This is a genomic window from Azospirillum picis (assembly GCF_017876115.1).
Classification (GTDB): domain Bacteria; phylum Pseudomonadota; class Alphaproteobacteria; order Azospirillales; family Azospirillaceae; genus Azospirillum; species Azospirillum picis.
The window spans coordinates 31,876-56,962 of record NZ_JAGINO010000013.1; the positions used below are offsets into that span (position 1 = coordinate 31,876).

A 25,087-nucleotide genomic window follows, 5' to 3' on the forward strand; every position below is an offset into this window, starting at 1 on the left:
TCGATGGGTCGGGGTTAGAGCTGCGGTTGAATGACATTGTCGGATAGCAACGAACAGTACGGTCGATCGGGAGGGATGAGAAGAACGCGGGAGGTTTATCCCCAAGGATCCGCAACCTCCCCCGGTATGCGGGGGCCGGTCCTGTTCGTATCTTCCGGATTGAGAAGCAGTCCGTCTCCTTGGACCTATGACCGCGCGTTTTCCGGCGACACGGATCGCGCCGGACGCCGTCGCCGGGGGTCAGGATCGCCCGACAGGACCCGTCCCGTCCGCCAGCCGGCGCAAGCTGGCGGTCAGGCGGCGGACATGGCTTCCCGGCCAATAGAGGCGACCGCAGCAGGGGCAGCCGTTGACGGGACTGGCGGTGAAGGGATTGGGCAGGTCGCGGACGCCGGGCGGGATCTCGCCCATCCGCTCGGGCGGCGCCGGACGCAGGGGGGTGTTGTCGATCAGGCAGCGGGTGAAGGGGGCGTGCAGCCAGTCGACCGGAAAGACGGCAGCGAGCGAGCTGGCCTGCTCCGCCACCGATTGGCCGCGCAGCAGGCAGCCCTGGGACGCGGCGGCTTCGGCCAGCCGGCGGTCGCGGGTCAGCAGGATGCGTCCCTGCGTCCGGGCGCAGGCAAGCAGGGCCTTGTCCGGCATCCCAGGAGTTGCAAGGGCGGTGTCGTGGCCGGCGGCGCGCAGAAGACGCGCCAGCCGTGCCAGCATCTCGTCGCACAGCCAGTCCATGCGCCTCTCAACAGAGCGCGCACGCTCATGGCCCGGCCGCCGCAGGAATGTCCGCCGGAACCATCGGTGCTCAACCCCACCAGGCTTCATGCACAGCCGACCGGCTGGGAAACAGGTCATGATGTCATGAAAAATGATCATAACACGAGGGTTGTCCGTGGAAGGCTGCCCCTGGAAGACGGTGTGCGCCCGGCTTCCACATCCACCCCCTATCCTACTTGGCCGCTTCCGCTTCGATCCGCCGCACGCAATCGCGCAGCGGCCCTTCAAGATTGAGCGGCGGCAGGCCGATATGGGCGGTTTCGAATCCCAGGCCGCGGGCCTGGTCTATCAGCTCCAAGTTGCTTTCGGCGAGAGACAGCAGCAACACCGGCCGGCCAGCCGGCCTCTGCGTGGCGTGGCGTGGCGATCAGCACCGTGCGCAGCCAGTTGCGCAGCAACTTCACCAAGACCGGCACGACGCGCCAGAGCGAACTGATGAACCTGATGAACCGCTGCCTGATGCTGCCGGCGGGACGATAGCGGCGGAGGGGGCGGGCAGAAGGGGGCGGTGTGAGCGGTGTGGGCGGCCCGCGGGCAGGCCCTCCGAGCGACATGGAATTTATATGGGAAGGCGGACAACTCTCGTGGCGGTGTCCACAACGGAGAACCTGCCATGCCCTCGGTGCCGCGCCTCCCGCACAGCCCGCCGCCCACCCGGATCGTCGCCCGGATCGGCCGCCGGCCCGGCGCAACGCTCGTCGATCGCCTGGTCCGGCAATCGCAGGCGCGGGTGGAGGATCGCGTCCTGATCGCCGGGCCCTGCGGGACGGAGATGCTGCTGGACCTCTACCGGCGCGGATTCCATCGGGTCTGCCATGAGATGGGCGACCGGATGCCGGTTCACGACAGCTTCGACGTCGTGTGGCTTCTGCGCTGCGATCCGGTGCAGACGCTGAACCGGATGCTGCTGGGCCTCGGCCGGACGCTGCGCCAAGGCGGCACGGTGGTCGTGCACGCCCGCCACCCGGCACCCTCCCCGACCCCGTCCGCCTTCCCGGCCCCGCATTCGCCGGACGAGGGAATGCCGCGGGTCCAGGAGGTCCGGCGGCAGTTCGTCGCCTGCGGCTTGCTGCCCCTGCTCCAGGTGTCGGATGGGGGAACCGGGTACCTGCTCAGCGCGCACCGTCCGCCGATGGCGGCACGGCCCCTGCCGGCGACGGCGTGATGCGAGGGGCACTCCCATGATCAGCGACGACCGATCTACGGCGGTCCGCATGCTGGGCGGCTATCTGACCGCCCTGCCGACGCCGTTCGCCCAGGGCGGCGGCATCGATGAAGCCGCCTTCTCGTCCTTCTGCGAACTGCAGGTGACCCAGGGCATCTCGGGGCTGGTGGTTTGCGGCACGACCGGAGAGGCACCCGCCCTGTCCAGCCGCGAGCACGAGCGCCTCGTGCGCCTGGCGGTGGAGGCCGCGGCCGGCCGGGTGCCAGTCATCGCCGGTGCGGGATCGAACGTGACCGCCCACGCCGTCGAGCTGGCCCGGCTGTCGCAACGGGCCGGCGCCGACGGCCTGCTGGCCGTCGTCCCCTACTACAACCGGCCGTCCCAGGAAGGGATCTTCCGGCATTTCCAAAGTGTCGCCGCGGCGGTGGACATCCCGACGATCCTCTATGATGTCCCGGCCCGCACCGGCTGCGGGCTTGCCGTGGCGACCATCGCCCGCCTCGCCGACTTTCCCGGCATCGTCGGCCTCAAGGACGCCAGCGGCGACATGACGCGGCCGGCGGCCCTGCGGCGCCTGCTCGGCGACGGCTTCCGGCTGTTCACCGGGGACGACGCGACGGTGCTCGGCTTCCTGGCGCAGGGGGGCGACGGCTGCATATCGGTCACCTCGAACATCGTCCCCGCCCTGTGCGTGCGCATGCATTCCGCGTTCCGCAACGGCGACCTGGCGGAGGCGCAGGCGACCGCCCTGGCGATCACCCCCCTGACCAACGCCCTGTTCGTCGAAAGCAACCCGGTGCCGGTGAAGCATGCCCTGGCCGTCCTGGGGATGATGGCGGGAACGGTCCGCCTGCCCCTGTGCGAGGCCAGCCGGGAAACCCACGGCGCCATCGTCCATGCCCTGGCCCGCCTGGGCCTCGTGGCCCTCTGATCCGCGCGGGGAAGGCCATGTGGACGAACCGCGGGGCCATGAGGCCGGCGGCGCGGCCTTCGGGCCGGCCCGCCGTCCTCGGCACGCTCTGGCGCGACGCCCTCGAAACATGGTTGGGAGGCATGAGGCTGGGAAGAGCCGGGCCGGGCACGGGGCCGAACGGCCAGGGAGGGCCGCGGCATCCCCGCGGGCCTGCGCGGCCGCGCAGGCAGGCCGAAGATCCTCAGTCCTAGGGTTTGATCGTTTCAAGCGGTATCGCTTGAAACGTGCCCCACACGGAAGACCAAAAGCTCAGGGTCTGTCTGGCGCTTCACTAAGCACCAGACAGACTCCAGCCAGGATGGCCGGAAGCGGCCCACGCATGCCCGGCCTCGCTTGCGGGATGCCGCCCCATATAGGGCGCCTATATTCCGCCCCCCCGCACCCCCCATCGTTTTTATACGCCGGGCAGCCGTCTTCTCATGGGACCGCCGGCCATCGGCCGGCCCCAGGGGTGCGAGGCTGCCATGCGAGGAAAATCGGCTCATGCGTTGCTCGGGCGCGATGCCCTGCCGCCGGTACCGGCGGAGGCGGAGCGCGACGGGGAGCCGGCGGACCGCCGTCCCGAGCCCTTCCCTTCGGCCGGTGCGGTGCTGGGCGAGGCGATGACGACCATCGCGGTCTTCCTGCTGATCGCCCTGGCCCTGCATCTGCTGGCCGTCCGGATGGATGCCTGGCAACCGGGAAAGGCCGGCGGCGGCATATATGGCGTCTATATTCTCCGGCCGTCCCGCCCCGCATCGCATTTATACGCGGCTCCGGCGCACCCTTGCAGGATCGGATCCCCCGTCCGGGGCTCCGATCCTGTTTTTCCCGGCCCCGACCATCCCACCGCCGGCAAACCGGCGGACTGAGCGGGGCCGGGGGCGTGCATCCCGGAGACGCGAACCATGCTCGACATCCTGTTCCTGGCGATCACCGTCGGCTTCTTCGCCGCAGCGGTCGCCTATGTCCATGCCTGCGACCGGCTTTGAGGGGGCCAAGGCGATGATCCTCGATTACGCGCTGGCCGGCCTCGTGACCGCCGGGCTGCTGGCCTATCTGGTCTATGCCCTGATCCGCCCCGAACGGTTCTGAGGAGGCCGATCCCATGACCGTCAACGGCTGGATGCAGATCCTGCTTTTCCTCGTCCTGGTGGCCGCGGTGACGCGGCCGCTGGGCGGCTTCATGACGCGCGTCTTCACCGGCGAGCGCACGCTCCTGTCCCCCGTCCTGGAACCCGTCGAGCGCGGACTCTACCGGCTGGCCGGCGTCGACGAGACGACCGAGCAGCATTGGGTGACCTACGCCGTGTCGATGCTGCTGTTCAGCGCCGCCGGCATGCTGCTGCTCTATGCCCTGCAGCGGCTCCAGGCCGTGCTGCCGCTGAATCCGCTGGACATGGCGGCGGTGCCGGCCGACCTCGCCTTCAACACGGCGGCCAGCTTCACCACCAACACCAACTGGCAGAATTACGGCGGCGAGACCACCCTGGGCCATCTGGTGCAGATGGCCGGGCTGACCTTCCACAACTACGTCTCCGCCGCCACCGGGATCGCGCTGGCGGTGGCGCTGGTCCGCGGCTTCGCCCGTGCGTCGGCGCGCACGGTCGGCAACTTCTGGGTCGACCTGACCCGCTGCACCCTCTACGTCCTGCTGCCGCTCTGCCTGGTCTATGCGCTGTTCCTGGTGTGGCAGGGCGTGCCGCAGACGCTGGCCGGGGCGGTCGACGCCACCACGCTGGAAGGGGCAAAGCAGACCATCTCGCTCGGTCCCGTCGCCTCGCAGGAGGCGATCAAGATGCTGGGCACCAACGGCGGCGGCTTCTTCAACGCCAACTCCGCCCATCCCTTCGAGAACCCCAACGCCCTGACCAACCTCGTCCAGATGCTGTCGATCTTCGCACTGGGCGCCGGGCTGACCAACCTGTTCGGCCGCATGGTCGGCGACGAGCGCCAGGGCTGGGCCATCCTCGCCGCCATGGGGCTGCTCTTCGTCGCCGGCGTCACCATCGCCTACTGGGCCGAGGCGCAGGGCAACCCGGCCTTCGCCGCGTTCGGCATCGACGGCAGCGCCGGCAACATGGAGGGCAAGGAGACCCGCTTCGGCATCGCCGCGACGGCGCTGTTCGCCACCGTCACCACCGCCGCCTCCTGCGGGGCGGTGAACGCCATGCACGACAGCTTCATGCCGCTGGGCGGCATGGTGCCGATGATCAACATGATGCTGGGCGAGATCATCGTCGGCGGCGTCGGCGCCGGGCTCTACGGCATGCTGCTGTTCGCCATCGTGGCGCTGTTCGTCGCCGGGCTGATGGTCGGGCGCACGCCGGAATATCTCGGCAAGAAGCTGGAGGCGAAGGAGGTCAAGATGACCATGCTCGCCATCCTCTGCCTGCCACTGATGATGCTGGGCTTCACCGCGGTCGCGGTGGTGCTGGACACCGGCACCGCGTCAATGGCCAACGCCGGCCCGCACGGCTTCTCGGAAGCGCTCTACGCCTATGTCTCGGGAGCCGCCAACAACGGCAGCGCCTTCGGCGGGCTGACCGGCAACACCCCCTGGTACAACGTCACGATCGCCATCGCCATGCTGGTCGGCCGCTTCCTCGTCATCGTGCCGATGATGGCGATCGCCGGCTCGCTGGCCGGCAAGGCGCGGGCGACCGCCTCGGCCGGCACCTTCCCCACCCATGACGGGCTGTTCGTCGGGCTGCTGGTCGGCGTCATCCTGATCGTCGGCGGCCTCACCTTCTTCCCGGCCCTCGCCCTCGGCCCGCTGGTCGAGCATCTGGCGATGACCGCCGGCACCCTCTTCTGATCGGGAACGCTCCCATGGACGTCAAAAGCAAACGCTCCGGCCGCTCCTCGGCCAGCACCCTGCTGGACCCCGCCATCCTGATGCCGGCCGTCGGCGGTGCGGTCCGCAAGCTCGATCCGCGCCAGATGGTCCGCAACCCGGTGATGTTCTGCGTCGAGGTGGTGGCGGTGCTGACCACCCTGCTGGTCCTGCGCGACGCGGTGACCGGCATCGGGGGGGCGGGCACCGCCGTCACCGGCTTCTCGGTGCAGATCGTCGTCTGGCTGTGGTTCACCCTGGTCTTCGCCAACTTCGCCGAGGCGGTGGCGGAGGGGCGCGGCAAGGCCCAGGCCGCCAGCCTGCGCAAGACCCGCACCGAGACCGGCGCCAAGCGGCTGGAGAACGGCACCGTCCACACGGTGCCCGCCACGGCGCTGAAGCCCGGCGACCTGGTGCTGGTGGAGGCCGGCGACATCATCCCGTCGGACGGCGAGGTGGTGGAGGGCGTCGCCTCGGTCAACGAGGCCGCCATCACCGGCGAGTCCGCGCCGGTGATCCGCGAGAGCGGCGGCGACCGTTCCGCCGTCACCGGCGGCACCCAGGTGATCTCCGACCACATCACGGTGCGCATCACCGCCGCCCCCGGCTCGACCTTCCTCGACCGCATGATCTCGCTGGTCGAGGGTGCCCAGCGCCAGAAGACCCCCAACGAGATCGCGCTGAACATCCTGCTGGCCGGCCTGACCATCGTCTTCGTCATCGCGGTGGCGACCATCCCCAGCTTCGCCGCCTATGCCGGCGGCTCGGTCGGCGTGCTGGTGCTGGTGGCGCTGTTCGTCACGCTGATCCCGACCACCATCGGCGCGCTGCTGTCGGCGATCGGCATCGCCGGCATGGACCGCCTGGTCCGCTTCAACGTGCTGGCGATGTCCGGCCGGGCGGTCGAGGCGGCGGGCGACGTCGACACCCTGCTGCTCGACAAGACCGGCACCATCACGCTGGGCAACCGCCAGGCGGCGGAGTTCCTGCCGGTCGCCGGCGTCGGCGAGGAGGAGCTGGCCGACGCCGCCCAGCTCGCCTCGCTGGCCGACGAGACGCCGGAAGGCCGCTCCATCGTCGTGCTGGCCAAGCAGGAGTACGACATCCGCGCCCGCGCCATGGAGGAGATGCACGCCACCTTCGTCCCCTTCACCGCCCAGACCCGCATCAGCGGCATCGACACCGGCGGCACGGTGATCCGCAAGGGGGCGGTGGACGCGGTGCTGGCCCATGTCCGCGGCCCGCAGCCGCGGGTGGCGGCGGCCGGCGGCCGCGGGGTCGTCGCCCTCGGCACCGCCCTGCAGCCGGCCGCCGACCCGGCGGAGCGCGAGCTGCTGGCGATCGCCGAGCGGGTGGCCAAGGCCGGCGGCACGCCGCTGGCGGTGGCGAAGGACGGCCGGCTGCTCGGCATCATCCACCTGAAGGACATCGTCAAGGGCGGCATCCGCGAGCGCTTCGCGGCACTCCGCCAGATGGGCATCCGCACGGTGATGATCACCGGCGACAACCCGATGACCGCCGCCGCCATCGCCGCCGAGGCCGGGGTCGACGATTTCCTGGCCCAGGCGACGCCGGAGGCCAAGCTGCAGTTGATCCGCGACGAGCAGGCCAAGGGCAAGCTGGTCGCCATGTGCGGCGACGGCACCAACGACGCGCCGGCGCTGGCCCAGGCCGACGTCGGGGTGGCGATGAACACCGGCACGGTGGCGGCGCGCGAGGCCGGCAACATGGTCGACCTCGACAGCGACCCGACCAAGCTGATCGAGATCGTCGAGATCGGCAAGCAACTGCTGATGACCCGCGGCGCCCTGACCACCTTCTCCATCGCCAACGACGTGGCGAAGTATTTCGCCATCATCCCGGCGATGTTCCTCGCCTTCTACCCGCAGCTCCAGGCGTTGAACGTGATGGGCCTGCACAGCCCGGAGAGCGCCATCCTGTCGGCGATCATCTTCAACGCGCTGATCATCGTGGCGCTGATCCCGCTGGCGCTGCGCGGCGTGCGCTACCGCGCGGTCGGGGCGGCGTCGCTGCTGCGCCGCAACCTGCTGATCTACGGGCTGGGCGGGCTGGTGGTGCCGTTCGCCGGCATCAAGGCGATCGACCTGGCCGTCACCGCCCTCGGCCTGATTTGAGGAACGTCCCATGCTGAAGGAACTGCGTCCCGCCCTGGTGATGACCGCCGCCCTGACCGTCATCACCGGCCTCGCCTACCCGCTGGCCGTCACCGGCATCGCGCAAGGGCTCTTCCCCTATCAGGCGAACGGCAGCCTGGTCGAGCGGAACGGCGCGATCATCGGCTCCGAACTGATCGGGCAGGACTTCACCGCCGACCGCTATTTCCACCCGCGCCCGTCGGCGACCACCGGGCCCGACCCGGCGGACCCGGCCAAATCGGCCGCCGCTCCCTACAACGCCGCCAACTCGATGGGCTCCAACCTCGGCCCGACATCCAAGGCGCTGGTCGAGCGGGTGCGGGCCGACGCCGAGAAGCTGAAGGCGGAGAATCCCGGCACGCCGGTCCCGGTGGAGTTGGTGACAACGTCGGGCAGCGGCCTCGACCCCGACCTGTCGCCGGCCGCCGCCGACTTCCAGGTGCCGCGCGTCGCCCGGGCGCGCGGCCTCGGCGAGGCGGCGGTGCGCGAGCTGGTCGCCGCCAACACAGCGCCGCGCCCGCTGGGCGTGCTCGGCGAGCCGACCGTCAATGTGCTGGCGCTCAACCTCGCCCTGGACCAGGCGTCCGGCCCGGGCACGCCGGACAAGGGCGCCACGACCCGATAGCGGGCCGGGCAACCGCCGATCCCGGCCCCATTCCGGCCGGGATCGGCTATCGTCTGCACCGGCCAAGCCGGCCGGGCCGGCGGGGACGGGAAGCGGACGGAGACGACGAGATGAGCGGCGAACAGGGCGAGCGCAGCGGCCGGCCCTCCCCCGACGCGCTGCTGCGCCAGGCGGCGCGGGAGGAGCGCGGCCGGCTGAAGATCTTCCTCGGCGCCGCCCCCGGCGTCGGCAAGACCTTCGAGATGCTGCAGACCGCCCAGGCCAGGCGCCGCGACGGCGCCGACATCGTCGTCGGGGTGGTGGAAACCCATGGCCGGCGCGAAACCGAGGCGCTGGTCGCCGGGCTGGAGATCGTGCCGCGCCGCTCGGTCGACCACAAGGGCCATGTCCTGACCGAGATGGACCTGGACGCCATCCTCGCCCGGCGGCCGACGATCGTGCTGGTCGACGAGCTGGCCCACACCAACGCCCCCGGCGGGCGCCACCCCAAGCGCTACCTCGACGTCGAGGAGCTGCTGGCCGCCGGCATCGACGTCTACACCACCTTGAACATCCAGCATGTCGAGAGCCTGAACGACGTCGTCGCCAAGATCACCCGCGTGCGGGTCCGCGAGACGGTGCCGGACTCGATCCTCGACCGGGCCGACGACATCGAGGTCATCGACATCACCCCCGACGACCTGATCCAGCGCCTGCAGCAGGGCAAGGTCTATGTCCCGCGCACCGCCGAGCGGGCGATCCGGCATTACTTCTCCCCCGGCAACCTGACCGCGCTGCGGGAGCTGGCCCTGCGGCGCACGGCGGAGCGCGTCGACGAGCAGTTGCTGACGCACATGCAGGCGCACGCGATCTCCGGGCCGTGGGCGGCCGGCGAACGCCTGCTGGTCTGCATCAACGAGGATGCCAGCGGCGCGTCCCTGGTCCGCTACGCCCGCCGCCAGGCCGAGCGGCTGCGCGCCCGCTGGGGGGCGATCCATGTCGAGACGAGCCGGTCGCTGCGCCTCAGCGAGGCCGCGCGCGACCGCATCGCCGACACGCTGCGCCTGGTCGAGCGGCTGGGCGGCGAGGCGGTCACCGTCCCCGGCGGCGACGTCGCCGATGCCGTCGTCGACTATGCCCTGGCCAACAACGTCACCCACATCGTCATCGCCAAGTCCGGGCGTCCGCGCTGGTCGGAGCTGCTGCACGGCTCGGTGGCGCACAGCCTGATCCGCCGGGCCGGCGACATCAGCGTGCATGTGATCGCCGCCGATTCCGGCGACCCCATTCCGGCCAAGACGGTCACGACCGCGACCGCCGGGCGCCGGCCCTTCGCCTGGCTGCCCTACGCCGCCAGCACCGGCTACGTGGCGGCGGCGCTGGGCGTCGGCCATGTGCTTCACCGGGTGCTGGCCCTCAACAACATCACGCTGGTCTTCCTGACCGCGGTGCTGGCGAGCGCCGTCACCGGCGGGCTGGCGCCGTCGCTCTACGCCTGCATCATCAGCGTGCTCGCCTTCAACTACTTCTTCCTGCCGCCGCTCTACACCTTCACCATCTCCGACCCGGAGAACATCGTGGCCTTGCTGGTCTTCGCCGTCGTCGCGGTGATCGCCAGCAACCTGACCGCCCGCGTCCGCGCCCAGGCGGTGACCGCCAGGCTGCGCGCCAAGACGACCGAGGACCTCTACCAGTTCAGCCGCAAGCTGGCCGGCGTGGTGACCATGGACGACCTGCTGTGGGCCACCGCCTACCAGATCGCCGCCATGCTGAAGGTCCATGTCGTGCTGCTGCTGCCCGAGGGCGGCCCCGGCGAAGGCAGCGTGGTGGTGCGGGCCGGCTACCCGCCGGAGGACGTCATCGCCGACGCCGACCTGGCGGCGGCGGTCTGGGCGTGGGAGAACAACCGCCCGACCGGCCGGGGCGCCGACACGCTGCCGGGCGCGCAATGGCTGTTCCTGCCGATGCGCACCGGCCGCGGCGTCGTCGGCGTCGTCGGCATCGACACCGGGGGCGGCACCGGCGGCCTCCTGACGCCGGACCAGCGGCGGCTGCTCGACGCGCTGATCGACCAGGCCGCCCTGGCCATCGAGCGGGTGACGCTCGCCGAGGATGTCGACCGGGCCAAGCTGGCGGCCGAGACCGAGCGGCTGCGCTCGGCCCTGCTGACCTCCATTTCGCACGACCTGCGCACGCCGCTGGCCTCGATCCTCGGCTCGGCGACCAGCCTCAACGGCTACGGGCCGATGCTCGACGAGGAGGCCCGGCGCGACCTCGTCACCACCATCCAGGAGGAGGCCGAGCGCCTCAACCGCTTCATCGCCAACCTGCTGGACATGACGCGGCTGGAATCCGGAGCCATCCGGCCACGCAGCGGCGCGGTCGACCCGTCGGAGGTGGTCGGCAGCGCCCTGGAGCGGGGCGGCCGCATCCTGGCCAACCACCGTGTGGAGGTCGACCTCGCCGCCGACCTGCCGATGGTCGAGGTCGACGCCGTGCTGTTCGAGCAGGCGCTGTTCAACCTGCTGGACAATGCCGGCAAATACGCCCCGCCCGGCTCGCTGGTCACGGTGCGGGCGCGGCGGGAGGACGGGCCGGAGGGCGGCCGCGTGCGCATCGAGGTGCTGGACGAGGGCGACGGCATCCCGCCCGAGGATGTGGAGCGCATCTTCGACAAGTTCTACCGCGTCCATGCCCAGGACCGGCAGCGCGCCGGCACCGGGCTCGGGCTCGCCATCTGCCGGGGCTTCGTCGAGGCGATGGGCGGGACCATCACCGCCGGCAACCGCCGCGACCGGCACGGCGCCGTCTTCACGCTGGTGCTCCCCCAGGCCGCCGACGCGCCCAGGCTGGAGGAGGAGGCTGCGTGCGGATGAGGCGGCGGCAGGCCGGGCCTGCCGCCGGCCTGTGGCGAGGGGCTCCGAAATGCCGTGGCCGTTTAGGCAATCAGGACAAGAGACGAACAGTCCTTACGTCCTTTGCCCGAGTGTCGCCGGAACCCGCTAAGTCTCTTGTGGAAATTGGAGAGAGGCGAACCCTCTGGCACAGTGTGGAAACCTGCTCCCGACAACGCGTCGACGACTTCAGCGGCACCGGTGACGTGCCATGGAAGGTGTGAAAATGAACGGCGCCGTCTCAACGGAATTTTGGAAAGACAAGCGCGTTTTCCTGACCGGTCACACGGGCTTCAAGGGAAGCTGGCTGTCATTGTGGCTCGCGAGCATGGGCGCCAGGGTCCGCGGCTACGCACTGGCCCCGGACGTGCCCAGCCTGTCGGCGTTGCTCGACATCGGCCGCGACATCGACGCCATCCATGCCGATGTCCGCGACGCAGACGCCCTGGGCCGGGCGATGCGCGGCTTCCGGCCGGACATCGTGCTGCATCTGGCCGCCCAATCCCTTGTCCGCGCGTCCTATGCCGACCCGATCGGCACCTATTCCACCAACGTCATGGGCACCGCCAATCTTCTGGAGGCGGTGCGCGCCTGCGACAGCGTGCGGGCCGTCGTCGTGGTGACGTCCGACAAATGCTACGAGAACCGCGAGTGGCTGTGGGGGTATCGGGAAGACGAGCCGATGGGCGGCTATGACCCCTACAGCAGCAGCAAGGGCTGCGCCGAACTGCTGGTCTCGTCCTGGCGCCGCTCCTATTTCGCCGCTCCCGGCCGGCCCGGCGGCGCTTGCCGACTGGCCAGCGCCCGCGCCGGCAACGTCATCGGCGGCGGCGACTGGAGCCGGGACCGCCTGGTTCCCGACATCCTGAAAGCCTTCGAAGACCACAGGCCCGTGCGCATCCGCTTCCCCAACGCCATCCGCCCCTGGCAGCATGTCCTGGAGCCGCTGCGCGGCTACCTGCTGCTGGCGGAACGCCTGTTCACCCATGGCAGCGCCTTCGCGGAGGGCTGGAACTTCGGCCCCGACGCGGACTGCGAGAGAACGGTGTCCGACATCGCCGACCGGCTGTGCCGGCTGTGGGGAGAGGGGGCGGCGTGGGAGATGGACGAAGGCTCCCAGCCGCACGAAGCGCGCCTGCTCAAGCTCGATTCCGCCAAGGCGCGGGCGCGGCTGGAGTGGCTGCCATGGTGGACGATCGACGACACCTTGGCGGCGATCGCCTCCTGGCACAGGGCGTATCTGGACGGATGCAGCGTCCGCGATGTCACCCTGGCGCAGATCGCCGGCTATCAACCCAAGCCGCAGCCCGAGCGCCGCGAGACCCTGCTGGTCCACGCCTGACGCTCCCCCGGCCCGCGCCCGCGCCGCAAGGCCGGGCGCGGGCGCGCGCGGCCAAGGGATGCCGCCAGAGGATACCGCCGGGGGATGCGCCCGCTACGCGCCGCTGCGCAGGCCGAGCACGGCCTTGCGGACATGGAAGGCCTCGGCGTAATGCCCGGCTGCCCGGCATTCCATGCCGCGCAGGCGGGCGAGGCCGCGGAAGGTCTCGGCGTCGAACCAGTCCTTGGAACGCTGGCTGGCGAAATGCGAGAGCAGGAGGTCGATCTTGCGCTCCAGGACATTGGGCGGCAGCGGCACGTAGAGGTTCGGCCGCCCCAGGTCGCCGTCCCACTTGGGGATCTCGTATTCCAGGATCAGGTGGTCGCGGAACACGGTCCAGGTCAGGCGGTTGAGCTCGCGGTGATCCTGGTGAGCGTCGTCGCTCCGGTGGGTCAGGACGAGGTCCGGCCGCACCCTGGCCCGCAGCTCGCAGAGCCAAGCCTTGATCTCCCGGCTTTCCTCCGGGAACTGGGTGTCGGTGAAGCCGGCCAGCTCGATGTCGGCGCGCGCGGCATCCTGCAGGAAGCCCCCGGCCGAGGCGCGGGCCTCCTCCCGGCGGCTGCCGGCGGTGCTGAGCACGCACCAGCGGACGTCGAGCCTCACGCCGGCGGCGATCCAGCCGAGGATGGTGCCGCCGGCGCCGATCTCGATGTCGTCGGCATGGGCGCCGAGGCAGAGGACCGACAGCGGCTCCCCCGCCCGGGCCGGGGCCAGCGGCAGCATCATGCCACCTCGAGCTTGGCGGCGGCATGCCGATGGCCCGCCTGCCATGGCATCTGGCCCTTCTCGACCATGTCCTCGAGCACCTGGCGGTCGCGCAGCGTGTCCATGCAGCGCCAGAAGCCCTCGTGCCGGTAGGCCATCAGCTGGTTGTCGTCGATCAGGCGCTGGAACGGTTCGAGGACCAGCTCCTCGCCGTCCCGCATGTAGTCGAAGATCTCCTTACGGAACAGGAAGTAGCCGCCGTTGATCCACATCTCGGAGCGCTCCGAGCTGCGGAACTCGCGCACTTCGCCGTCCGGCAGCATGTCGACGAGGTGGTAGGTGAGCGGCGGCCGCACCGCCAGGAAGCAGCCGATCTTGCCGCTCGCCGTGAAGCGCGCCACCATGTCGTCGAGGTCGACGTCGGTCAGGCCGTCGCTGTAGTTGGCCAGGAACATCTCCTCGCCGCGCACATGGTCGCGCACCGCCCACAGCCGCGAGCCGATGTTGCGCCAGATCCCGGTGTCGATCAGCGTGATGCGCCAGTCAGCCGCCTGCTTGTCGAGCACCTCGACGTCGCCGCCGCGGCCCTGCAGCACGCAGTCCGCGAAGGACTGGTGCCGGAAATTCAAGAAGAAGTCCTTGATGATGTTGGCCTTGTAGCCCAGGCACAGCACGAAGTCGTCGTGCCCGTGGTCGGCATAATACTGCATCACATGGCACAAGATCGGCTGATGCCCGATCGGGATCATCGGCTTCGGGATGCTTTCCGAATAGTCGCGGATCCGGGTGCCGAGACCGCCACAGAACAGGACGACCTTCATGGAGAGATCTCCTTATGATCGAGGATGGCCGGATCCAGAACGGCGGGATCGAGGATGGCGGGGTCGGGGATCGGCACGATGAATTTGCCGCCCCAGGCCGCGATGTGGCGCATCTGGCGAAGGATCTCCGTCTTCAGGTTCCAGGGCAGGATGAAGACATAGTCCGGGCGGGCGCGCTCGATCGCCCCGACCGGCAGGATCGGGATGCGCATGCCCGGGGTGAAGCGGCCGTGCTTGTACGGGTTGCGGTCGACGGTGAAGTCGAGGAAGTCGGTGCCGATGCCGCAGTAGTTGAGCAGCGTGTTGCCCTTCCCGGGCGCGCCGTAGCCGCAGATCGACTTGTCCTCGCTCTTGAGCCGGATCAGCAGGCTGAGGATGTTGCGCTTGGTGGCGCGCACCCGCTCGCTGAAGCCGCGGTAGGTGTCGATGCGGCGCAGGCCGAGGACCTCCTCGCGCGCCAGCAGCGCCGCCACGGCGGGCGCCACGGGCCGGGCCGACGCGGCATGGGCCAGATAGACGCGCAGCGACCCGCCATGGGTGGGCAGCTCCTCGACGTCGATGACCTTCAGCGCATGGCGGGCCGCCATGATCTCGACCGTCGTCAGCGAGAAGTACGAGAAGTGCTCATGGTAGATCGTGTCGAACTGGTTGCCCGCCATCAGCCGCTCGAGGTGGGGAAATTCCAGCGTCACCACCCCTTCGGGCTTGAGCAGGCGGGTGATGCCGGCGACGAAGTCGTTGAGGTCGGGCACCTGGGCCAGCACGTTGTTGCCGACGATGAGATCGGCCGCCGTTCCCTCCGCCGCCAGGGTCTCGGCCAGCCGCACGCCGAAGAAGTCGACGCGGGTCGGCACGCCCTGGTCGATGGCGACCGCGGCGACGTTCGCCGCCGGCTCGACGCCGAGCACCGGCACGCCGAGCGGCTTGAAGTGCTGCAGCAGATAGCCGTCGTTGCTCGCCAGCTCGACGACCAGGCTGCCGGACCCGAGGTCCAGCCGCCGCGCGATCATCTCGCAATAGGCCTTGGCATGGGCCACCCAGCTGACCGCATAGGACGAGAAGTAGGCGTATTCGGCGAAGATCGCCCGCGGGCTGACATATTCCCGGAGCTGCACCAGGAAGCACTGGTCGCAGACCATGACGCGCAGCGGGAAATACGCCTCCATCGCGTCGACCCTGTCGGGCGGCAGGAAGCTCTCGCAGGGCGGCGACATGCCGAGATCCACGAAGCCGTGGGTGAGCTCGGCGCCGCACAGGCGGCACTGGCAGCCGCCCTGCGGCCGTGCGGGCCGTGGATCGTTCGTCGGTTGCATGCTCATCCTCGGCACCTCCAACGGCCCCGCGGCATGACCGGGGACCCGGGCTTTACTGTCAAGCCGACCGTGTTCGCCTTGATGCCGCGAAGAGTAACTTTGCCGCCGGTGAGGAGATATTCAGCACTTGGGTGGAGCAACCGGCGGAAGGGGGACCTCAGCCCTGAGAGGTATCCGTCCGGCACACGCCGGAGAGGCCGCGGTCAGCGCGCGGGCACCCGCCGGGCCGGGAAGCGGGCGAGCCGCCGCCCCATCCCGGACCGACCGCCGCGAGCGGCCAGCAGCAGAAGCTCGGCGAAGACGGGATGGCGCGTCAGCCGCAGCCCGGCGATCCAGCCGAGGGCGGCCAGCACCACCGCCAGCAGGGCACCGGGGATCGGCAGCCGCAGGTCGAAGCCGTGCAGGACGACGACGGCCAGCGGCCCGGACAAGGACAGGGCGGTCACCACGGCGCTGCGCCACACGGCTCCGGCGACCTCGCTCCAGGCGAAACCGACATGGCGCCGCACGGCGACCAGCGCGACGGCCATCTGGAACGGGATCGTGATGGCCTGGCTCAGCGCCATCGCTTCGAGGCCCTGGAGACTGGCGGCGCAGAGCACGGCGGCGCACACCGGGATCGCGACGAGCTTCGCCACGAGATTGTCGCGCTGGGCGCCCAGCGCGACGAGGACGGGCTGGGTCAGGATCACCGGGAACCAGAACAGGCAGGCGGCGGACATGATGCGCACCAGCGGCACGATCCCGGCCCATTGCGGCCCCATCAGGATCAGGACGGCCGGATGCGCCAGCACGCCGAGCAGGAGCAGTGCCGGCCAGTGGAACACCGTGATGTGGCTGAGCGCCAGCAGGTAGGCGCGCTTCACGTCGCCGCCCTGGCGGACGGCGGCGGCGAAGGCGGGAAAGGCCACCGAAAACACGCCGGAGAGCACGAGGCGGTCCGGCAGCGTGACGACCATGCCGGCCCGGTTGTAGAAGGCAACGACATCAGCCGACAGGATGCGGCCGAGCACGAGCTGCGGCAGCGCCTCATAGAAGCGGCCCAGCGCCGCGACGGCGCCGTTGCAGCCGCCGAAGCCCACCGCGCTGCGCCACGAGGCCAGTGACGGGACGAACATCCACCAGTGGGGTCGGTACCACAGCGCCAGCGCGGACGTGGTGGCAGCGGCGGCGAGCCAGGCCCAGGCGAAGCTCATGAAGCCGAAGCCGAGGGCCGCCAGCCCGACCGTGGCGGCGGCACCGGCGGCCGCAACCGCCGTGTTGAGCGCCGCGATCACGCCAAACGCCATGTCCCGCCGGAGCAGGGCGAGGATGGGCGAGGACAGGGTTTCGAGCAGGCCGGCGGCGACCACCACCCGGATGTAGCCGGCCAACCCCGGCTCGCCGTAAAAGCCGGCCAGCCGGGGCGCCAGCACGGCCAGCCCGACCGCAACCGGCCCGTACAGCAGCAGCAGGACGGTGAAGGCCGTCCGCACGTCGGGCCGCGACACCGCCGTCCGCTGGATCAGGAAGTCGGGGCTGACGAACTCGCGCAGCGCCAGCGCCAGCGTCATGATGCCCAGGCCGATCACCGACAGGCCGACCTCGCCCGGGGTGAGCAGCCGGGACGTCACCGACACTGTCCCGAAGTTGATCGCCAAGCCGACATAGCGTTCGCAGGCATTGAACAGAAGCGCGCGTCTGACCCCGGCCATGTCCCGTTCCCCTCCCGGATGGGCGGGGCGTCCGCCGCCCCGCCGCAGCGGATGATAGAGGCCGCCGCCCCGCCGCGATCCCTCGTCAAAGGCGTTAGAAGGCGGTGCGCACCCTACTGAAAAGGACTGAAACCCTCGCTTCCGGAAAGGCCGGCTAAGTCCCTTGCCTGAATCGCGGGGCGGCAGTCGCAGACCTATCATGCCACGGGGGTGTCCGGGGCCGTCCGGATGCCCAGAGCCCTATGCTGGAGGCGCGGCGTGGCGAGCGTGGATGTCGTGGTGCCTTCCTACCAGTACGGCCGCTACCTGCGCGGCTGCGTCACCAGCGTGCTGACCCAGGACATCGCCGACCTGCGCGTCCTGATCATCGACAACGCCTCGACCGACGACAGCGTCGAGGTCGCCCGCCGGCTGGCGGCCGAGGACCGCCGGGTCGAGGTCCTGGCGCGCCCGCGCAACCTCGGGCCGCACGCCTCCTTCAACGACGGCATCGACTGGGCGCGCGCCGACTATTTCCTGATCCTGTGCGCCGACGACCTGCTGGCCCCGGGCGCCCTGGCGCGCGCCGCGGCGGTCATGGAGCGGCATCCCGGGGTGCACCTGAGCTACGGCGGGGTGGTGATCGACAGCGCGACCGATCCCCGCCCCTCCCGCCCCGCTCCGGCGACGGCGGCCGGCTGGCGCATCCTGTCCGGGTCCGCCCTGCTGGAGCGGTTTTGCCGGACCGGCCGCAACCACGTCCCGGGACCGACCGCGGTGGTGCGGACCAGCATCCAGAAGCAGGTCGGCCATTACCGGCGCACGCTGCCGCAAACCGACGACCTGGAGGTCTGGATGCGCTTCGCCCTGCGGGGCGACGCGGCGGAGACCGACGTCATCCAGGGCATCGCCAGGGTCCACCCGTTGAGCCAGTCGGCGTCGTCGCGGACCGTCCATGACTGGAACGTCGAGTTCCTGGCCGCCTTCGAGACGTTCTTCGCCGACGACGGCGCCGCGCTGCCGCAAGCCGGGCGGTTGCGCCGGCTGGCCCGGCGGGCGTTGGCCGAGCGGGCCTACTGGTGTGCCGCCTCCCACTTGGCGCGCGGCGACGCCGCCCTGGCGCGCGACCTCCTCCGCTTCTCGGTGCGGCTGGCGCCGTCGACTGCGGTCCTGCCGCCCCTCACCGCCCTCCTGCGCCGCCCCGACACCCTGGAGAGGCTGGGCCGGCTCTCCGCCGACCTGGCCGCACCGCTGCGCCGCCGTTTCGACGGCAGCGCGTGATCGGCCGTCCCCCCGCCGCCACAGCCCTGGAGCCCAGCATGCAGTTCGACCAGACGCCGCTCCCCGGAGCCCATCTCATCCGTCCCGATCCCGTCCATGACGAGCGGGGCTTCTTCGCCCGCAGCTTCTGCGTCCGCGAATTCGCCGCGCATGGGCTGGAGACGGCGTTCGTCCAGCACAGCACCTCCTACAACATCCGGCGCGGCACGCTGCGCGGCCTGCATTTCCAGCGCCCGCCCCACGGCGAGGCCAAGCTGGTGCGTTGCCTGAGCGGCGCGATCTGGGACGTGATCGTCGACCTGCGTCCCGGCTCCGCCGGCTTCGGGCGCTGGCAGGGGTTCGAGCTCACCGCCGGCAACCGGCACCAGCTCTACATCCCCAAGGGCTTCGCCCACGGCTTCCAAACCCTGGCGGACGACAGCGAGGTCGGCTACCTGATTTCCGCGTTCCATGCGCCCGGCGGCGCCCGCGGGATCCGCCACGACGACCCGGCGCTCGCCATCGACTGGCCCCTGGCGCCGGTGGCGGTGAGCGAGCGGGACCGCTCCTGGCCGGACCTCGCCGCCATCGCCGATGGTTTGCCTGCCTGAGGAGGTGCTGGAGGACTTTGGTGCGCAAATGGGCGTGATGGCGGTGTCCACCACGAGGCAGCGGTGATCAGGCGACCTTGCGGGTGACCGGCCTGCCCAATCATGACGTTCATGGCCGTGCAGTCAATGGCCGCTTCGACCTTCTGCGCGGGCAGAGTCCGGGCGCGCAGGCTGCGCCCGATCAGAAGCTTGGATCTGAGCATCGCGACCTCGACCAGCGAGCGGCGTCCGGCTCTCGGTTCCAGCGGGTCCGCCTTCCTATCCGCCAGTTCGCCGCCTGCCAACCTCCGAACGATTTCGCACCAATCCCCTTCCCTCCCCATGCGTAAGGACAGGAGCCTTTCAGGCCGTTCGGTGATGGACTGGCACGGTGTGGAGCGTCACGCCGCCCCGTCGCCGGCGAAGGCGACGAGGCCATGGTCGCGGAGCATCGCCGCCGTGTCGGCGATCGCGGCGAAGGGCATCCCGGCGCGTTCGGCGATGTCGAGCAGGCTGTGGCGCCCGTCGGCCTGGTTGAGCACCCAGAGCATCGCCATGCACCGCGCCGGCGCGTCGCGGTCGCCGCCGACGGCGGTGTAGAGCCCGCGCCGCCCGAGCTGCGGCTCGCATTTCGGCTGGAGGCTCACCGGCGTCGCGTCGCTCTCCAGGACGTCGAGCGCCGCCGTCACCAGGCGGTAGGAGTGGGCCAGATGCTCGGGCCGGATGAAGGCCAGATCGTCGGCCGAGGTGTGGTACTCGGGATAGGTGCCGAACCGGCTGCGCTGGAACGAGCCCACCGGGAGGTCGAAGCCCGGCGAGCAGAACTGTCGCTCGTCGTAGCCGTAGGGAAAGAAGTCGATCACCGCGGCCGAGGGGGAGCCGTGGCGCAGCACATGCGCCATGGCGCGGTCGATGGCGGCGTCGCCCCGGCGGCTCCTCTTGTAGGTCGGGGCGCCGCCGTCGCCGACCCCCGACAGCACCAGCCCGTGCCGGATGCGCTCCAGCCGGTGCTCGTTGCGGGCCAGCCAGGTGATGGCGCCGATGGTGCCCGGCGCGAAGAGGAAGCGGTAGCTGTAGCGCGTCTCCACGCCCTGCAGCCGCTCGGCCAGCAGCGACAGCAGCGCGATGCCGGAGCAGTTGTCGTTGGCAAGCGACGGGTGGCAGACATGGGTGGTCAGCAGGATCTCGTCCTCGCTCCGGCCGCGGTGCAGATACTCGCCGTAGGTCAGGCTGCCGTCCGCCAGCGTGGCGTCGATGCAGACCTCGTAGTCGCCGTCGGGCAGCTCCAGGAGGCGGTCATGCGCCATGCAGAAGCCCCAGGACTCGGCATAGTAGCTGGTGCGGTAGGGGATGAGGCCGGGCTGCTCCGGCAGGGTGACGATGCGCCGGCGCAGTTCGGCGAGCGGCAGGCGGGCCTGCACCGGCGTGCTGTAGCTGACGACATGCAGGCTGTTGCGCCGCACATCGATGACGCGCTCGCCCCGCGCGTTCTTCACATAGGCGTCGCGCAGCGTCCATTCGCGCGGAACGGTCCAGTCGAAGACCGCGGTCCCGCTCGGCACCTCGTGGATCTCGAGGTCGATCCGCCGCCGCAGCCGCTCCAGCGTCTCGCGGACGCCCGGCCCGGTGATGCTGCGGCAGATCGGGAAGAGCTCGGCGGCGATCCCGTGCAGGATCGAGCCCACCGCCGGGTCGTCGAGGCGGTCCGGCAGGCGCCGGTGGCCTGCACGGTGGTCTCTATGTTCGATTGCCGGGGCCATCATGCTCCCTGCTCCTTCCGGCCGGCCAGAGGCAGGCGGGCGGCGAGCAGGGCGTCCTGCTCGTCCAGGCGGCGCCGGTAGACGGCGACGCGCGCGCGGATGCGGCGGCCATGGGCGGCGCGGCCCTGACGCAGCGCCGTGAATTGCCGGATCAGCCGGTCGACATCGAGCGTCTCGATGTGCTGGCAGAAGTCGGCCAGCCCCATCGCGGCGAGCAGGTCGTCGTTCTTGCTGGCATAGCCGATCGACAGCACCGGCCGTCCGAGCTTCAGGGCGGCGACGATGTTGTGGAACCGGGTCGCCACCACGAGGTCGGTGCCGGCGATCTGGCCCATCAGCGCCTGCAGGTCGGCGGTCGGCTCGGCGCTCAGCCGGTCGGCCGCCAGGTCCGGCCGCTCGGCCCGCAGCGCCGCCGCCAGCGCGGCGACGGTGTCGCGGTCGCCGGCGTCGCCGGTCAGCAGCCGCACCCGGCAGCCCTGGTCGAGCAGCCACAGCGTGAAGCGCCGCAGCTTGTCCAGGTAGGTGCGGTGGATGCCGGCGCCGGCCTGCAGGTCGTGGCTCCAGCCGTAATAGCCCATCACCCCGAGCCCGACCGTCAGCCCCGGCCCCGGCGCGGCGGCGACGGGGGGGGTCGGCAGCGCGAAGGCGAGGTCGGGGAAGACGGCGTCGTGCTCCGCGTCCGCCTTGACGTCCACCGTGCCGTCCGCGGCGACGCCCGCCGCGACGCCGATGCCGGCCATGAAGTCGCGCGAGACCGTGTCGCGGTAGGAGCGGTACTGCGCCATGGCGGCGGCCCGCCCCATCAGCCAGCGGCTGAGCGGGTGGTGGATCGGCCCGGCGCCGATGCTGACGAAGGCGATGCGGGCGCCGCCCAGCCGCGCGCCCAGGCACCATCCGAACACGGCGAGCGGCAGGCCGAACGGCCCGGTTCCGAAATCGTCGAGGATGCCGGTGCCGGGAAAGATCAGCGCGTCGGCGCGCGACGCCATTAGGACGGCGCGGCCGAACCCGGCGGCGCGGCGCGGCAGCCCGCCCAGCAGGCGGTCGGCCACCTCGACCAGCCGGCCGCCGGCCGGCCGTGCGCCGATGGCGACGCCGCGGATGCCGTAGCGCGTGGCGACCTGCTCCGGCGCGCTGCAGATGCAGGTGAGCTCGATGCCGGGCCGGCGGCGCAGGAAACCCAGCATGGCCTCGAGCGAGGCGTCGTTGCCGGAATTGCCGCTGCCGAACAGGCCGAACAGGACCACCCGCCGGGCCGGCGCCGCCCCGTGCCGCACCGCCTCGTCACGGCGTGCCGCCATCATCCGCCCCCCTGCGCCTGTCCGAAGCCCCTGCGGAGGTCCTCCCCTGTGCCTGATGCCCCGGGATCGCCGGTGGCCGACTGAAGGATCAGCACCCAGTCCTCCTCGCCGCGGTCGTTGGCGCCGGGGACGGTGAACTCGGCCCGGCCGGAAGTCCGGCGCGCCGGCTCTGCGGCGACCGTGCGGCCGCTCGTCGGGTCGTACCAGCGGGCGGCCGCCAGCGGCCCGGCCAGCCGGCCCGGATCGGCCGCCACCGTCCGTGCCGACGGGATGTAGAGGACGGCCAGCTTGCGGTCGGTGGTGATCGCCGCCCCCGGCCGCTGGCCCCGGGCCTCCGTGCCGCCGGCCCGCAGGATGTCGGCGAGCGAGCCGACGAGACCGCCGCGCTCCTTGATCTGGACCCAGTCGTCCGGCGCCGGCTCCAGCCGCCACCAGGGCAGCGTCTCGAACAGCGCGTGCAGGTGCGCCATGTCGCGCCCCCCCGGGCTGTCGAGTGCCTGCTTCCAGCCGGTCGGCGCCTGATGGATGCCGGGGCCGGCGAAATGCCAGATCGGGTTGTTGCCGAAGATCTGGCCGGCGGCGCCCCCCAGCAGCGCCTGGTAGGCCTGGGCGCGGACGTCGCGCCCGGCGACGCCATGCTCGTCCTCGTAGGCCGTCTCGATCAGGACGAACGGCCGGCCGGTCTGCCGGCGGTGCTGGCGCAGCGCCGCCTCGCGCATCGGGGCGTAGGTGTAGACGGTGTCGATGGCGAGCCACGGCGCCCCCGCCCAGAAGTCCGACACCACGGTGCCCGGACCGCCGTGCACGGTGTGCAGGGCTTGCGGGTCCGCTTCGCGGATGCCGTCGGCGATTGCCTCGGCGAGCCTCCTGTCGGGAGGGTCGTAATCGCCGCCATGGACCCAGACGATGTTGTCCAGCCCCTGGAAGCGGTGGCCGAGATAGCGGCCGTAGTCGCGCAGCTTGGCCGGGCCGTTGCGCTCCATCGCCCGGTACCAGCCCTCGTCGCCGCCGCCGATGCCCATGTAGGACGGGGTCAGCAGCACCAGGATGCCGAGCGCGCGCGCCCGGCGCAGGATCCAGTCGGCATGGGCGAAATAGCGCTCGTTCGGCGTCGCGTAGTCACCGGCCACCAGGAACGGCGGCTCGCGGTAGGCGTTGGCCGGTGCGTTGGTGGCGTATCTGTGCTCGATCAGCGACACCAGGACGGTGTTGAAGCCGCGGGCGGCGCGGTCGCCCAGGTAGAGCGCGGCATCCTCGCGGCTCAGCTCGGCGATCAGCGACCAGGCGGTGTCGCCGTGCAGCAGGAACGGCCGGCCGTCGGCATCCGCCAGATAGCGCGGCGTGGCGGAGAGCGGGAAGCGCGGCTCCTCCGCGGCCAGGGCGGCGCTGGCCAGCACCGTCACCGCCGCCGCGATCATCAGCCGCACCGGCCAGGGCCGCGCGCTGACGGCCGTCGGCGTGGCCGCGCTCATTGCCGCGCTCATTGCCGAGGTCATGCCGGCACCATGTCCGCCCGGTTGTAGCGCCGGTAGACGGTGTCCGACGCCCGCCCGACGAGATGCTGCTCGACGCCGTCGACCAGCGCCCGGGCATAGACCGACAGGGCGCCGTCCACCGCCTCGACGGTGGCGTCGATGTCGGCGGTCTTGTGGGAATAGCTGACCACCAGGGAGGGGGCCAGGATGCCGCGCCGGATCGTCTCCTGCAGGAACAGGGTGCGGAAGGCCTGCGAGCGCCGGCCGTCCTGGTCGAGCGTCTCGTAGAACAGGCAGCACGGCTTGCCGACGATCCGGACGACGTCGTCGAGGCCGCGGCGGTGCACCACCTCGCGCAGGCGGTCGGCCAGCCGCGTGCCCATGCGCCAGAGATGGCCGGTGACGTCCTCGCGCTCATAGACCTTCATGGTCGCGATCGCCGCCGCCAGCGCGTGCGTCTCGGCGCCATGGGTGGTGGACAGCAGGAAGACCCGCGGCCGCTCGCTCTGGTCGAGGCCGCCGAGCTGCATCAGCTCGCGCCGTCCGGCCAGCGCCGAGACGGCGAACCCGTTGCCCAGCGCCTTGCCGAAGCAGGACAGGTCGGGCACCACGCGGTACAGCGCCTGCGCCCCGCCCCGGTTCCAGCGGAAGCCGGTGATCATCTCGTCGAAGACCAGCAGGGTCCCGTTGGCATGGCACAGGCGCTTCAGCTCCTGCAGATAGCCCTCGGGCGGGTCGTCGGTGCGCGCCGGCTCCAGGATGAGGGCGGCGATCCGGCCGGGATGCTGCGCGAACAGCGCCTCCACCGCGCCGAGGTCGCCGTAGGGGAAGCCGAGCGTCAGCCGCTTGACGGCGTCGGGGATGCCGGCGTCCATCGGCGTGGTGCCGATGAACCAGTCGTCGGTCGAGAAGAACGGGTGGTCGGCGCAGCGGGCGATCAGGTCGCGGCCGGTGTAGGCCCGGGCCAGGCGCATCGCGCCGGAGGTGGTGTCGGAGCCGTCCTTGCAGAACTTGACCATCTCGGCGCCGGTGATCAGCGACAGGAACTGCTCGGCGCAGGCGACCTCCAGCGGCGACGGGCGGGTGAAGTTGCAGCCGCCGGTCAGCTCGCGCCGGGCGGCGCGCACCACCTCGGGATAGGCGTGGCCCAGCCCGACCGCGCGGTTGCCCATGCCGTATTCGATGAAGGAGTTGCCGTCGACGTCCCAGACCCGGCAGCCCTCGCCGTAGAGGATGAAGCCCGGCGACAGCACCGGATACTGGTCGTCACCCTTGGCGTAGGTGTGGCAGCCGCCGGGGATGATGCGGTGCGCCCGCTGCCGCAGCTGGTCGGATTTCATGAATTGCAGTGCCGCCTTCACCCTGGCCTCCTGATCGCCGCAGAATGGTCGCCGCAACATGATCACCGTGGATCGGTCGCCTGGAATGGT

21 protein-coding genes and 1 pseudogene are annotated in these 25,087 nt (G+C 71.0%); 11 read left to right on the plus strand and 11 right to left on the minus strand.

Annotated features, from left to right (window positions below; translation table 11 throughout):
• Positions 1–240 precede the first annotated feature (240 nt).
• Together J2850_RS17585 and J2850_RS17590 are read right to left on the minus strand one after the other, a co-directional pair.
• Entirely contained in the window at positions 241–729 is a 489-nt protein-coding gene (locus J2850_RS17585) for a DUF5615 family PIN-like protein (RefSeq protein ID WP_209983976.1), read from the minus strand.
• A 214-nt stretch (positions 730–943) separates the two neighbouring features.
• Complete coding sequence (locus tag J2850_RS17590) at positions 944–1,099, minus strand: hypothetical protein (protein ID WP_209983978.1); 156 nt, start codon at positions 1,097–1,099, stop codon at positions 944–946.
• A 285-nt stretch (positions 1,100–1,384) separates the two neighbouring features.
• Between J2850_RS17590 and J2850_RS17595 the strand changes: the two genes are divergently transcribed.
• The 9 genes from J2850_RS17595 (at position 1,385) to rfbG (ending at position 12,720) form a co-directional block, all read left to right on the plus strand.
• Positions 1,385–1,936 carry a hypothetical protein gene (locus J2850_RS17595; protein ID WP_209983979.1) on the plus strand — a complete coding sequence of 184 codons (552 nt, stop codon included), beginning with the start codon at positions 1,385–1,387 and terminating at the stop codon, positions 1,934–1,936.
• Between the two features lie 16 nt (positions 1,937–1,952).
• Positions 1,953–2,867: a 4-hydroxy-tetrahydrodipicolinate synthase gene (dapA, locus tag J2850_RS17600; RefSeq protein ID WP_246513172.1), complete on the plus strand. Its 915-nt coding sequence runs from the start codon at positions 1,953–1,955 to the stop codon at positions 2,865–2,867.
• Positions 2,868–3,511: 644 nt separating this feature from the next.
• Positions 3,512–3,760 (plus strand): hypothetical protein, encoded by a 249-nt coding sequence (locus J2850_RS17605; RefSeq protein ID WP_209983981.1) that lies wholly within the window; start codon positions 3,512–3,514, stop codon positions 3,758–3,760.
• A gap of 94 nt (positions 3,761–3,854) precedes the next feature.
• Positions 3,855–3,983, plus strand: a complete 129-nt coding sequence (locus J2850_RS17610; protein WP_209983984.1) for a K(+)-transporting ATPase subunit F — start codon at positions 3,855–3,857, stop codon at positions 3,981–3,983.
• Positions 3,984–3,996: 13 nt separating this feature from the next.
• On the plus strand, positions 3,997–5,706 hold the full coding sequence (gene kdpA / locus J2850_RS17615) for a potassium-transporting ATPase subunit KdpA (RefSeq protein WP_209983986.1): 1,710 nt from the start codon (positions 3,997–3,999) through the stop codon (positions 5,704–5,706).
• Positions 5,707–5,720: 14 nt separating this feature from the next.
• Entirely contained in the window at positions 5,721–7,859 is a 2,139-nt protein-coding gene (gene kdpB / locus J2850_RS17620; protein WP_209983987.1) for a potassium-transporting ATPase subunit KdpB, read from the plus strand.
• Between the two features lie 10 nt (positions 7,860–7,869).
• Positions 7,870–8,505 carry a K(+)-transporting ATPase subunit C gene (locus J2850_RS17625; RefSeq protein ID WP_209983989.1) on the plus strand — a complete coding sequence of 212 codons (636 nt, stop codon included), beginning with the start codon at positions 7,870–7,872 and terminating at the stop codon, positions 8,503–8,505.
• Between the two features lie 110 nt (positions 8,506–8,615).
• The gene (locus J2850_RS17630) at positions 8,616–11,360 is read left to right on the plus strand and encodes a sensor histidine kinase (protein WP_209983991.1); all 2,745 of its coding nucleotides are present in this window, start codon (positions 8,616–8,618) and stop codon (positions 11,358–11,360) included.
• Between the two features lie 244 nt (positions 11,361–11,604).
• Positions 11,605–12,720 (plus strand): CDP-glucose 4,6-dehydratase, encoded by a 1,116-nt coding sequence (gene rfbG / locus J2850_RS17635; protein WP_209983993.1) that lies wholly within the window; start codon positions 11,605–11,607, stop codon positions 12,718–12,720.
• A gap of 93 nt (positions 12,721–12,813) precedes the next feature.
• Here rfbG and J2850_RS17640 read toward each other — a convergent pair whose 3' ends face one another.
• The 4 genes from J2850_RS17640 to J2850_RS17655 all read right to left on the minus strand — a co-directional run bounded on the left by J2850_RS17640 (position 12,814) and on the right by J2850_RS17655 (position 17,292).
• Positions 12,814–13,485, minus strand: a complete 672-nt coding sequence (locus J2850_RS17640; RefSeq protein WP_246513173.1) for a PIG-L deacetylase family protein — start codon at positions 13,483–13,485, stop codon at positions 12,814–12,816.
• Complete coding sequence (locus J2850_RS17645) at positions 13,482–14,285, minus strand: glucose-1-phosphate cytidylyltransferase (RefSeq protein WP_209983995.1); 804 nt, start codon at positions 14,283–14,285, stop codon at positions 13,482–13,484. Before J2850_RS17645 ends, J2850_RS17640 begins: the two co-directional genes overlap by 4 nt.
• Positions 14,282–15,604 carry a class I SAM-dependent methyltransferase gene (locus tag J2850_RS17650; protein WP_209983997.1) on the minus strand — a complete coding sequence of 441 codons (1,323 nt, stop codon included), beginning with the start codon at positions 15,602–15,604 and terminating at the stop codon, positions 14,282–14,284. Before J2850_RS17650 ends, J2850_RS17645 begins: the two co-directional genes overlap by 4 nt.
• A 197-nt stretch (positions 15,605–15,801) precedes the next feature.
• On the minus strand, positions 15,802–17,292 hold the full coding sequence (locus J2850_RS17655; RefSeq protein WP_209983999.1) for an oligosaccharide flippase family protein: 1,491 nt from the start codon (positions 17,290–17,292) through the stop codon (positions 15,802–15,804).
• Between the two features lie 258 nt (positions 17,293–17,550).
• Between J2850_RS17655 and J2850_RS17660 the strand changes: the two genes are divergently transcribed.
• Together J2850_RS17660 and rfbC are read left to right on the plus strand one after the other, a co-directional pair.
• Positions 17,551–18,552, plus strand: coding sequence for a glycosyltransferase family 2 protein (locus J2850_RS17660; protein ID WP_209984001.1), 1,002 nt, complete (start codon positions 17,551–17,553; stop codon positions 18,550–18,552).
• A 38-nt stretch (positions 18,553–18,590) separates the two neighbouring features.
• Positions 18,591–19,142: a dTDP-4-dehydrorhamnose 3,5-epimerase gene (gene rfbC / locus J2850_RS17665; protein WP_209984003.1), complete on the plus strand. Its 552-nt coding sequence runs from the start codon at positions 18,591–18,593 to the stop codon at positions 19,140–19,142.
• A gap of 67 nt (positions 19,143–19,209) precedes the next feature.
• Here rfbC and J2850_RS17670 read toward each other — a convergent pair.
• From J2850_RS17670 to J2850_RS17690, 5 genes and pseudogenes are all read right to left on the minus strand, one after another.
• Positions 19,210–19,372, minus strand: a pseudogene (locus J2850_RS17670) (IS5/IS1182 family transposase); the annotation flags it as partial.
• A gap of 150 nt (positions 19,373–19,522) precedes the next feature.
• Positions 19,523–20,884, minus strand: a complete 1,362-nt coding sequence (locus J2850_RS17675; RefSeq protein WP_209984005.1) for a DUF4910 domain-containing protein — start codon at positions 20,882–20,884, stop codon at positions 19,523–19,525.
• Entirely contained in the window at positions 20,881–22,185 is a 1,305-nt protein-coding gene (locus tag J2850_RS17680) for a polysaccharide pyruvyl transferase family protein (RefSeq protein WP_209984007.1), read from the minus strand. Before J2850_RS17680 ends, J2850_RS17675 begins: the two co-directional genes overlap by 4 nt.
• The gene (locus J2850_RS17685; protein ID WP_209984009.1) at positions 22,182–23,654 is read right to left on the minus strand and encodes a glycoside hydrolase family 140 protein; all 1,473 of its coding nucleotides are present in this window, start codon (positions 23,652–23,654) and stop codon (positions 22,182–22,184) included. Before J2850_RS17685 ends, J2850_RS17680 begins: the two co-directional genes overlap by 4 nt.
• Before the next feature lie 20 nt (positions 23,655–23,674).
• Positions 23,675–24,997: a glutamate-1-semialdehyde 2,1-aminomutase gene (locus tag J2850_RS17690; RefSeq protein WP_246513175.1), complete on the minus strand. Its 1,323-nt coding sequence runs from the start codon at positions 24,995–24,997 to the stop codon at positions 23,675–23,677.
• Between the last annotated feature and the right edge of the window lie 90 nt (positions 24,998–25,087).